Origin of the sequence: Lacticaseibacillus chiayiensis (assembly GCF_004123795.1) — a bacterium.
GTDB classification, from domain to species: Bacteria; Bacillota; Bacilli; order Lactobacillales; family Lactobacillaceae; genus Lacticaseibacillus; species Lacticaseibacillus chiayiensis.
In genome coordinates this window covers 1-9,857 of record NZ_MSSM01000038.1, presented here as the reverse complement: position 1 = coordinate 9,857, position 9,857 = coordinate 1, and the positions used below count along the sequence as shown (strand labels likewise).

Genomic DNA, 9,857 nt, shown 5'->3' with positions numbered 1-9,857 from the left:
GTTTTCTGCTTAATATATTGGCAATTAGTTTGATAGCCCCACGCATAGCTTTTACGGTGGAATTTTGGAACACCAGCACTATGAACCTTCCGAAAGGCTTTCCATGCCTTGCGGTAGTTCCGGATAGCGTTAGCCTTAGCAAGGCTGTCAATGCGCTTGTCTTCTAAGAATTGGAAATGATTGGACATCTGCTTGGCATTTTGCCGTTGTTCAAGCTGTTTGATTCGAGCTTGAACCGTATCGATTGGTAGCTTGACTTGTTTCAATTGCCAGAGTTCTTTACCAATCGCCACCATCTCGTTATAGACGAACCGACTGGCATCGCTGTTAAGCTTAATCAATTGCTTTTGGTGGTCACTTGGGTAGATGCGAACCTTCAAGCCATAATGATGTTCTAATTGTGCCATTGACCTCATTTAATCTCACCTCTTTTCTTGATATAATGGTATTGTAGCATTAGCCAATGATGACAACAATTGAGGTGATTTTATGACTCAAGAAAAAATCCAAGACGCGGTTTATACCAGACGTTATATCTATAATTTTCATTACCATTTGATCTGGGTCACGAAATATCGCCATCAAACTTTTGTAACTAAGGAACTGGCAAACGAAATGAAAGACATTTTGCAAAGGGTTGCCGATGATAATGAGATTGTGATCGAAAAAATGGCAGTCATGCCCGATCATGTCCAGGTATTGATCAGTTTTCCACCCAGCAAGGCACCAACCAGTGCCATCAAGGCGCTCAAGGGCAGAAGTGCCTTTATCTTTCTCAAACGGCATCCGCAAATTCGTGATTCTCAAGATTGGGGTGGGCATTTATGGTCCCCCAGCTACTACATGAGTACACTTGGGGACATGAGCAAGGACGTCGTTGAGAATTACATCAACAACCAAAAGTACAACGAACTAAAGAAGCGCCCTAAAAGGCGATGAGAGGGCCTATCCATCCCATGGCTAAAGTCACGGGATTTCCGGCCAGTCATAATTAAAAGGGCAAATCTTCACCTTCACTGGCAAAGCCCAACCACAGTCACCTAGCAACACCGTTCAATTCCAGCTCACTAAACAGCTGCCGGATGGGCCATTTTATAAAAAAGTGCCAAAAGATGATCTTGATCAGCTTGATCGGCCTAAATGATCTCAGTCATGACTTCAAAAAAAGCATTTGCCGCGCACAATCAACATTGAGTGTACGCGGTAAATGCTTTTTGAATTTAAATAGCTCAATCACCAAACGAATGGCACTTATACAAGCTCTGGACGATACAGGCTCACAACAACGCCAAGAATCGTTACTGATGGGAAGAACATGTCCTCCATGTCATCGTTTTCCGGATGAAGACGAACACCATTTTTTTCTTTGTAAAAGCGCTTGACCGTGGCTTCATCTTCTTCGGTCATAGCAACAACAATCTGACCGTTCTCTGCGTTGCTTTGCTTCTTCACGATAATCTGATCACCGTCAAGAATGCCAATCTTGATCATCGAACTGCCTTGAACGCGAAGCATAAACAATTCATCCGCTGAATATGGCAGGTCATCTGGGACAGGAAAATAGTCATCAATGTTCTCAATAGCGGTAATCGGTACCCCTGCAGCAACGGTTCCGACAATCGGAATGCCTTGTGCTTGGACGCCGATGTAATCGCGCCCGGCCGATGTGACTTCGATGGTTCGTGGCTTGGATGGATCTTTCGCGATCAACCCTGCTGCCAGTAACTTCTCTAAATAAGCCGCAACCGTACTCGACGAACTAAGGCCAACCGACTTACCGATCTCACGAACCGTGGGCGGGTACCCATGATCCTCGATCGCGTCATAGATGGTTTGTAAAATCTGTTTCCAACGTTTCTGACTCGCTTGTGTTGGCATCCGCTCATCGCTCCGTTCCCATTTATTACACTTAGCATACCAAACCGAACGGACGTTTGCAATTCTTTTTGCCTTTATCAACGAAAAAATCCGCAGTCATCACGGCCACGGATCATTTCATCAAAATTAGTTATGCAATAAAGGCATCTTATGCATCTGACGCCGATCACACCGGCTTTTGATGACTGCATAGAAGAAACTCAAGAAAATATCCAAAGCCATCAACAAGATGCCGGCCGTCGCATAATTGCTAAATAACAGCAACGCTGCGACCAGGGTCAGAGTTATTAATGTCCATTTAGCGCCCCGGAGTAAATTCATATGGGGTCAACTCCTCTCCATATCGGAAGAACCGACATTGACTCACCGTTTTGGTTGTGACTTTATGATACCTGATTTTTTTGATTTGTAAAGCTTTTGTATATGTAAAATTTACATTTGATGCCTTTATTTAGGCTTTCTTTAACTTTGTAACGGTTATTCAGTGTTTTTGTAAATTACTTGTAACGCCTTTGTTGCCTTGCTCAATTTGTTTTCCTTAACCTAGCCTCGAAAAATAGTGACCAGTCTAGTATCATTGTTATAAGGAGTATATGGCCTCTGACAGGTCGATATTTAACAAGATATTCACGACCTGGCAGGAGACCACACCAAAATCTGCCAGCACGCCACCATACTGGATGCTTAGTTGCAGATCTTTAAATCCGCTCATTGTCTTTCGCTAAGGTTACTGGCAAATGCTGATTGATCAGCATTTGCATAATTCATAACCTTCAACGTCCTTTAGAGGAGGATCGCCTTTGAAACGTACCGACTCATGGTTCTATCGCCGCTTCGTTAACAATAAGTTCATGGTCTTTTTGGTTGACCTGCTTTTGGCTTTACTGGTTATCTTTGTCTTCACGAAAATTGCCTGGGTGTTCCAGCCTGTTGTTGATTTCCTGGGTATCATTGCGCCGCCGTTTATTTTTGCCGGCATTCTCTTCTATCTCACGGTTCCGATCATCAATCGACTTGAAAAAATGGGACTGCATCGCGGTTGGGCCATCGCCTTATTATTTGTTATCTTGATCGGCTTACTGGTCTTTGGCTTGTTGCGCTTTATCCCGGCTGTCAGCAACCAGATCACCAGTATTGTTGATTCATCACCGCAAATTTTCTCGGAAATTGGCAAATGGCTGGACAACTTAAATGACAAGCAAAATATTTTGTCACAACATGACATCAATAATATCGCGTCCGAAGTCCAAACATTCTTTACCGGCAAACAAGGCGCTTTCGTTAAAGGAACCATCTCCCAACTGCAAAATTTGATCGGCATCGTCGGCAATGTCGTCATTACCATTTCAACTGCTCCGATTATCCTCTTCTTCATGCTGAAAGACGGCGACAAATTCACGCCCATGATCCTGCATATCATTCCTACCAAGTTGCGGGGGTCGGTCAAGCAGATGTTACATGAAATGAATGAAAAAGTCGGTTCATATGTTCAAGGCCAAATTACGGTTGCCCTTTGCGTCGCCATTATGTTCATGATCGGTTATTCGGTCATCGGTTTACGTTATGGTTTGATCTTTGGACTGCTGGCTTGCCCATTAAACCTGATTCCTTATTTTGGTTCGGCATTGGCGATGATCCCGCCACTGATTATGGGGGCGTTGACGTCACCAAAAATGATTCTCGCGGTGATTATTGTTTTCTTCATTGAATGGTTGATTGAAACGCAGCTCATCTCGCCACTGGTCATGGGCAGCAAGCTCGAACTGCATCCTATTACCATCGTGGTTGTTTTGCTTACGGCTGGTAATCTCTTTGGCTTAGTCGGTGTCATTCTCGGCATACCCGGCTTTGCTGTCTTAAAAATTGTTGTCACGCGATTCTTCAGTTGGTACCAACAAGTTTCCGGTTTATACGAAACCGAGAGCACGGCTGATGACGTTGATCAAAAAGGAGCACCTTCTCATGAATAGTTTTAATGTTTTACTGATCGGTCTCGACATCGTCTTGATCGCCCTTGCCGGTTACTATCTTTATTGGCAACATAAAATTAATTTTTCCTCGCGCTATGCGGTTTCGCAACTCGTATGGGCTGTCCTGCTCGGCTTTTGGTTCATGACAACACGCGTCAACAACATGCCGTATATTGTGTTCATCTCGATATTCCTGGTGCTATCCATTATGGCTGGCACAGGTGGCTTGGCCCCGACGAGACTGATTGCAAATGGCCTACTTGCCCGCGTTATTCCGTACACCAACATGTCCAGTATCACCTTGACGCCGGTCAGTCTGCCAAATGGTCAGGAATGGGTCGTTGCTGTTTTTGCCCTTAGCAAACGCCGCATGGTTCGGCTCACGTTTCAAGCAAGCCTGCAGAATCTGATGACCGAGTTGACAAAAGTTTTACCCAAAACCGTCCCGGTCACGGTACAACGGATGAATTAGTGTCAGCGCGCCCGCTGTTCCCATTTAAAAAACGCTTCGGGAAAGTTTCCGAGGCGTTTTTGTGATTAATCATCCGGGACAAAGCCCCGTTTATTCATCTAATTTTCTAATGGCCAGCAATGCAACTAGCGCTAATGCCAGACCAGCACCGGCAATCAACATCTGCCACGGTGTTGTCGTGTCAAGGAAGAAGTAATCAATGAGCGCCAACATCAACGCCGCAAACAAAAGATCTACCCAGAACCGCCGCCATCGGGTCGTTGCCGCTGCATCGAGAATCAGAACGATACCGATCAGAGCTGCCAAAACAATGCCAAAACTAATCGTCGCCATGGTGCCAATAGTGTCAGCCGGCCGTATCGTATACCACGCAAAAAATGCAAAGCCTGCCGCCGCTAACAACAAGACAATTGCCAGGCCAATCAATTCACGTTTTGTACCGAGTTTTTTCAAAGACAGCCTCCTTCGCCAGCGAACACGTTTCCACAAGAGCGTGAACCAGCCCGATTAGAAACCGGAGCATAAGTGGCCTTGGACGTGATGGCCCGAACTTAGGCCATTGCGACCAAGGTCCTTATGTGCAGGTTTCTGGGCTGGCGAACGCGTTTCCACAAGAGCGTGAACCAGCCCGATTAGAAACCGGAGCATAAGCGGCCTTGGGCGTGATGGCCCGAACTTAGGCCATTGCGACCAAGGTCCTTATGTGCAGGTTTCTGAGCTGGCGAACGCGTTTCCGCAATATCCTGCACATTTTACCAAACAACCGCTACATTTCCAACTCTCTTAATAAAAAGGTTACAATAGCAGCAGATAACCGACTAAACGAAAGGACGATTCAAATGCCACAGAATATTGCAATTGGCTTCACCGAAGGCCTTCCAATTACCGAACCCAATAGTTTTCAAAGCTTCGATTTACCAATCCCAACGCCGAAACCAAACGAAGTTATTGTGCAAATTGACGGCGTTTCGGTTAACCCGGTCGACACCAAGCGCCGCCAGACTGCAGTACATCAGACAACGCCACAGATTCTGGGATATGATGCGGTCGGTACAATTATTCAAGTTGGTTCTGCTGTGACTGCTTTTCACGTGGACGATCGCGTCATTTATGCCGGAACCACTCGTAAGCCCGGCAGTGACCAGCAATTTCAAGCGGTTGATGCTAATCTAATTGCTTTAGCACCTCAGCAGGCGCCTGCTGCTGACTTGGCGGCACTGCCACTTGTTGGTTTGACGGCTTGGGAACTGCTTTTTGAAAAAATGAGCTTCACCCCTGAATATAACGCAAACAAAGGTAAACATTTATTGATCGTGAATGGTGCCGGCGGGGTCGGCTCAATGCTGAGTCAACTGGCGCATTGGAGCGGGCTGACAGTTTTGGCAACCAGTAGCCCCCAAAACCACGGATGGTTACGTGATCATGGCGTTTCAACGCCAATTGACTACCACAAAGATCTGGTCGCACAGGTTCATCGGGCAGGCGTGCAAACCGTCGACGGTGTGGCCTTGCTTTATCATCCCGAGCCTTACCTTGCTGCTGCCAGTCAGTTGATTCGAGCTTTTGGTCACATAGGTTGCATCGTCGGTCCCCAAACCGGTCTTGATTTATCCGTTATCAAGAACAAGGCTGCTAGTTTTGACTACGAGTACATGTTTGCCAAAACCGACTTTGATTACCACATGGCCTCGCAAGGCGCGATTCTCAGTAAGCTTTTGACGCTATATCAAGACGGGCAAATCAAAGCTTCGGTCACTAAGCAATTTGACGGGATTAACGTTGCTAACTTAAAAGCCGCTACCAAACTCGTCGAAGGCGGTCATATGGTCGGCAAAGTCGTTTTAACCGGCGCTTTTTCCGCATGAGTCTGGTTGTCAATGAGTAGCAAGTCTAACTATTTCCGAAATCCCAAGGCGCGTTGCAAAGCGATCTTAGCACCTTCCGAGTTGATTTGTCCCGGATCATAAATAATGGAGCCATCACCCATGTAATAATGAAATCGCTGTAAAACCACACGATTGGTGACGGTGCGCAATCGCAACTCATCGTTAATTTGTGCAAGGAGCGCTTGGCTCCAAGACGCCGACATCATTTCAGGAAGATCCCGTTCGGTCACGAACCCCTTATCCATAATGGCATCGGCGCCTTCTTGTTTTTGTACACGGGTAACTGTATTTGCTTCTTCTTCGGCCACGATGTTCCCTCATTTCGTCCATTTTCAGAAAAAATCTAACGCTGCCAATTCAAGTCAGGCCGCTTATTTGATTCTATCACACGTCAATGGCTTCCTTGGTTTTCACGTCCAATCGTGCTACAGTTATTTTATCTTCAAAGGAGGCATTTTTAATGCAAGGTGAGCACGGAAAAAAGCGCAAAGTTCTTGACCCCGGTCAAGTAAAACGGCTTGACCTTCTCAGCAAATTAGCAACCTTCACTTGTGTTTTAATGTACGTTTCTTATATCCCGGAAATTATGGCTAACTTTTCTGGAACACCCGTGAATCCGATTCAACCACTGGTAGCTATGATTAACGCGACACTATGGACCGGTTATGGCTGGCTGAAACCGGTAAAAGACTGGCCGATCATCATCGCCAATTTTCCCGGTATTTTGTTTGGCTTAATCACCTTTGTCACGGTTTTCGTCCACTAATCGTTTGAAATCACGGACACCTTCGAATCAGAAGGTGTCTTTTTTCTTTACCTAAGCATATCACTATGTTAGTATTACTCCAACAGGTGAAGTAATCAGGCAACACAGCATGAATGATCCTCATCTGCGGCACACATACACCATTATAAAAACTCGCAGAAGGAGGACGTGCCGTGATCAGTAGTGATGCGATGCGTGGTTACAACGACGCACTCGTCCTTGCCATTTTGCAACAAGGTGATTCCTATGGGTACAAAATCGGCAAAGAAATTCGCAAGCGAACACATGACCAGTATATGATTCGAGAAACCACGCTTTATGCCGCCTTCAATCGCTTGAGCAAAAATGGCTATATTGATGCTTATCCGGGTGATGTTACGAACGGTAAACCGCGCACTTATTACCGAATCACCCCCCGCGGCCGCGCCTTTCTTGCAGTTAAGGCCGAAGAATGGCATCAGGTTAAACATGTGGTCGATTTATTTTTAAACTGACTTTTTGCCGAAATTGAACCTTGGAGGATCGCCCATGGATACAATTACAGCTTATTTAGATAGTCTATTTGCTTCATTTCCAGATAACCCAAAAACGCGCCAGGCCAAAACCGACATGCTTGCTAACATGCGGGATTATTACCGTGATTTGTTGCACGAAGGTAAAAGCGAAGAATCAGCAATCGGCGCTGTCATGCGTGCTTTTGGATCCGTTGATGAATTGCGGGAAGATTTAGGGCTATCACCGCAATCTGATCAAGCGCACGCTCACCCAACATCCGACGTCGAAAACGCGATTTCCGCTACTGAACTTAGCCATTTTTGGCACAACACCGACCAATTTGCGACTCAAATTGCCCTCGGTGTCTTGCTTTGTTGTATTAGTGTTGCGCTGCCTGCATATACTGACGAGTCCCGGTTCCAAGTTTTCGGCATTATCGGCATGTTCCTGTTAGATGCTATCGCTGTGGGGCTCTTTATCTGGGCCGGCACCATGTTCAGCCCGCAAAAGAAAGCACTCAACGGCCGCCCTTTAACTGAAAATGCCAAGCAACTTGCCCAACAAGAAACCGATACTTATCGGCGCCAATTCTCTACAGGCTTAGTCATCGGCATTATGATTTGCATCGTCGCCGTGTTGCCACCAATTCTATCAAGTTACCTGTCCCATTTTATTACCGACGATGCTGGCGGCGCCTTGTTCCTCATCATTGCCGGTCTGGGAACCTACCTGATCCTTTACGTTTCCATCAACTATTCGCAAATCAAACGTTATGCCTATGCCACCGCTGTACCTGGTGCTGAACCACAGCCTCATCACGCGAATCACGGCAACTGGCAGGCCTCACAGCACAAGCACAATCAACGAGCACGCAAGGAAATCGCACTTTTCCGCCAAGTCTACTGGCTCCTTGTTCTTGTGACCTATTTCTTAGTATCCTTCCTTTTTGACACATGGGACTACTCGTGGCTCATCTTTGTCATCGGCGGGGCATGCCAAAATATCATCATTTCACTAATCGCTCGGCGAAATGAATCTTTGTAAAACCCGCCATTTACGACAAGGTAGAAATCCTTTGGTCATCAATAAAAGAAGAAGACAATCCTCTTTACACAACCGCAGAAGTTCAGTACAATTGTCTTTGTGTTTTGGGTCCATAGCTCAGTTGGGAGAGCGCCTGCTTCGCATGTAGGAGGTCGACGGTTCAAGTCCGTTTGGATCCATTAGCTTTGAAGCTACCTAATTAGCGGGTCTTTAGCTCAGTTGGGAGAGCGCCTGCATGGCATGCAGGAGGTCGACGGTTCAAGTCCGTTAAGATCCAGAAAAAGAAAAAGCATCACTCACGACAGTACAGCAGTCGTGAGTGATGCTTTTGCATTTTATGAACCTAACGCGGGCTTAGAACCTTTTTGTAAAAAATCAGGATTCCAGCTCGTCAGTTCATGCCAAGTAGTCTATTAATTGTTTAACATCGTAACGCTCGGTTTGCAGTGGTTTTTCGGCCGCTTTCCCGATCGCAATCGCCATGACGGGCACGAAGCGCTTTGGATCAAGTCCCAACGTTGGAATAATCGTTTTCATTGAGATAATATAGACCATAATCAAAGACTTCCCCCATGACGCATCAAGTGACTAAACACCGGTAGCTTCTCACCCATCATCCGAAGTAACACCACATCCACAGCGTCATTGAGCCAATCACCGAGTCGAATCAGTTGCTTTTACTTCCTAATCAGCCTATGTTTACGGCGAAGGGAGTTGATTGCATGCAAATTCATTTTGACGAAGGTGCCATTGACAAAATCAAGCCTCATTTGGATCCGGACAAGAAACTGCTTTTGACCTTTGAAGACGGCGTTGGCCCGTATTCACAACATGCCATGATTCATATGCAAGTGCAGTTTTCGCTGAATGTGGTCAAAGCCAGTGATCCGGCAACCGACTATGATACGAAAATTGATAGCAACCTTGGGCCGATCCTGATCAAGGGTTACTCACAAGAAGATTTAAATGCAAATATGAACGTTCATTTCAATAAGACGCTGAACACCTTGATTTTAAGCGGTGATGGTGGTGATATTGACACGAATATGGGCTTCATTGATTTCACAGAAGCTAATGGCGTTCGTAACAATCCAGCCCGTTAATCGTCGTATCAGAATCTTGCCACACGATGTGTCAACCACCACTGACTAAAGTCAGTGGCTTGTGAGCAAACACCCTTCTTACGAGCGCTTGAATCACAATTTGCACAGATACACCACTGCAGGCAGTTCGTAGAACTGCTTTGTCTTACACGGCAATTACCAGTGCCTTTAGCGTCCCCAGGTTGCCATAGGGACGAGCCTAATCAGGCTAATTTAGCAAGCCCTTTGATCAGTATGTTCTGC

The 9,857-nt window shown here is 46.0% G+C and carries 13 protein-coding genes, 2 tRNA genes and 1 pseudogene; 10 read left to right on the top strand and 6 right to left on the bottom strand.

Annotation, left to right across the window (positions count from 1 at the left end):
- Positions 1–416 (bottom strand): helix-turn-helix domain-containing protein (locus tag BVJ53_RS13125; RefSeq protein ID WP_158280582.1); only part of this gene is annotated, 416 nt, incomplete at its 3' end.
- 73 nt (positions 417–489) lie between these two features.
- Between BVJ53_RS13125 and tnpA the strand changes: the two genes are divergently transcribed.
- Positions 490–939: an IS200/IS605 family transposase gene (gene tnpA, locus BVJ53_RS13120; RefSeq protein WP_129302794.1), complete on the top strand. Its 450-nt coding sequence runs from the start codon at positions 490–492 to the stop codon at positions 937–939.
- 312 nt (positions 940–1,251) lie between these two features.
- Here the strand turns inward: tnpA and lexA are convergent, their stop codons facing one another.
- Positions 1,252–1,878, bottom strand: a complete 627-nt coding sequence (gene lexA, locus BVJ53_RS13115) for a transcriptional repressor LexA (RefSeq protein ID WP_129302793.1) — start codon at positions 1,876–1,878, stop codon at positions 1,252–1,254.
- A gap of 126 nt (positions 1,879–2,004) precedes the next feature.
- Entirely contained in the window at positions 2,005–2,199 is a 195-nt protein-coding gene (locus tag BVJ53_RS13110) for a hypothetical protein (protein WP_129302792.1), read from the bottom strand.
- A gap of 479 nt (positions 2,200–2,678) precedes the next feature.
- Between BVJ53_RS13110 and BVJ53_RS13105 the strand changes: the two genes are divergently transcribed.
- Both BVJ53_RS13105 and BVJ53_RS13100 read left to right on the top strand, forming a co-directional pair.
- The gene (locus tag BVJ53_RS13105) at positions 2,679–3,848 is read left to right on the top strand and encodes an AI-2E family transporter (RefSeq protein WP_129302791.1); all 1,170 of its coding nucleotides are present in this window, start codon (positions 2,679–2,681) and stop codon (positions 3,846–3,848) included.
- A complete protein-coding gene (locus BVJ53_RS13100) occupies positions 3,841–4,320 on the top strand; it encodes a hypothetical protein (RefSeq protein ID WP_129302790.1) in 480 nt (159 codons plus the stop codon). Before BVJ53_RS13105 ends, BVJ53_RS13100 begins: the two co-directional genes overlap by 8 nt.
- A 90-nt stretch (positions 4,321–4,410) precedes the next feature.
- On the opposite strand, the gene BVJ53_RS13095 is transcribed toward BVJ53_RS13100, so the two are convergent.
- Positions 4,411–4,773, bottom strand: a complete 363-nt coding sequence (locus BVJ53_RS13095) for a hypothetical protein (protein ID WP_129302789.1) — start codon at positions 4,771–4,773, stop codon at positions 4,411–4,413.
- 386 nt (positions 4,774–5,159) lie between these two features.
- On the opposite strand from BVJ53_RS13095, the gene BVJ53_RS13080 reads away from it, so the two are divergent.
- A complete protein-coding gene (locus tag BVJ53_RS13080) occupies positions 5,160–6,185 on the top strand; it encodes a zinc-binding alcohol dehydrogenase family protein (protein WP_129302788.1) in 1,026 nt (341 codons plus the stop codon).
- Positions 6,186–6,214: 29 nt separating this feature from the next.
- Here the strand turns inward: BVJ53_RS13080 and BVJ53_RS13075 are convergent, their stop codons facing one another.
- Positions 6,215–6,514 (bottom strand): hypothetical protein, encoded by a 300-nt coding sequence (locus BVJ53_RS13075; RefSeq protein ID WP_129302787.1) that lies wholly within the window; start codon positions 6,512–6,514, stop codon positions 6,215–6,217.
- 152 nt (positions 6,515–6,666) lie between these two features.
- Between BVJ53_RS13075 and BVJ53_RS13070 the strand changes: the two genes are divergently transcribed.
- The 5 genes from BVJ53_RS13070 to BVJ53_RS13050 all read left to right on the top strand — a co-directional run bounded on the left by BVJ53_RS13070 (position 6,667) and on the right by BVJ53_RS13050 (position 8,788).
- Positions 6,667–6,972, top strand: a complete 306-nt coding sequence (locus tag BVJ53_RS13070) for a SemiSWEET family transporter (RefSeq protein WP_129302786.1) — start codon at positions 6,667–6,669, stop codon at positions 6,970–6,972.
- 173 nt (positions 6,973–7,145) lie between these two features.
- Entirely contained in the window at positions 7,146–7,466 is a 321-nt protein-coding gene (locus BVJ53_RS13065; RefSeq protein WP_129302785.1) for a PadR family transcriptional regulator, read from the top strand.
- Between the two features lie 34 nt (positions 7,467–7,500).
- On the top strand, positions 7,501–8,511 hold the full coding sequence (locus BVJ53_RS13060; protein ID WP_129302784.1) for a permease prefix domain 1-containing protein: 1,011 nt from the start codon (positions 7,501–7,503) through the stop codon (positions 8,509–8,511).
- A 106-nt stretch (positions 8,512–8,617) separates the two neighbouring features.
- Positions 8,618–8,690: transfer RNA gene (locus tag BVJ53_RS13055), tRNA-Ala, on the top strand.
- A 25-nt stretch (positions 8,691–8,715) separates the two neighbouring features.
- Positions 8,716–8,788, top strand: a tRNA-Ala gene (locus BVJ53_RS13050).
- Positions 8,789–8,907: 119 nt separating this feature from the next.
- On the opposite strand, the pseudogene BVJ53_RS13045 reads toward BVJ53_RS13050, so the two are convergent.
- A pseudogene (locus tag BVJ53_RS13045) lies at positions 8,908–9,045 on the bottom strand (nitroreductase family protein); the annotation flags it as partial.
- A gap of 188 nt (positions 9,046–9,233) precedes the next feature.
- Here BVJ53_RS13045 and BVJ53_RS13040 point away from each other — a divergent pair.
- On the top strand, positions 9,234–9,614 hold the full coding sequence (locus BVJ53_RS13040; protein WP_025012277.1) for an iron-sulfur cluster biosynthesis family protein: 381 nt from the start codon (positions 9,234–9,236) through the stop codon (positions 9,612–9,614).
- Positions 9,615–9,857: the final 243 nt, after the last annotated feature.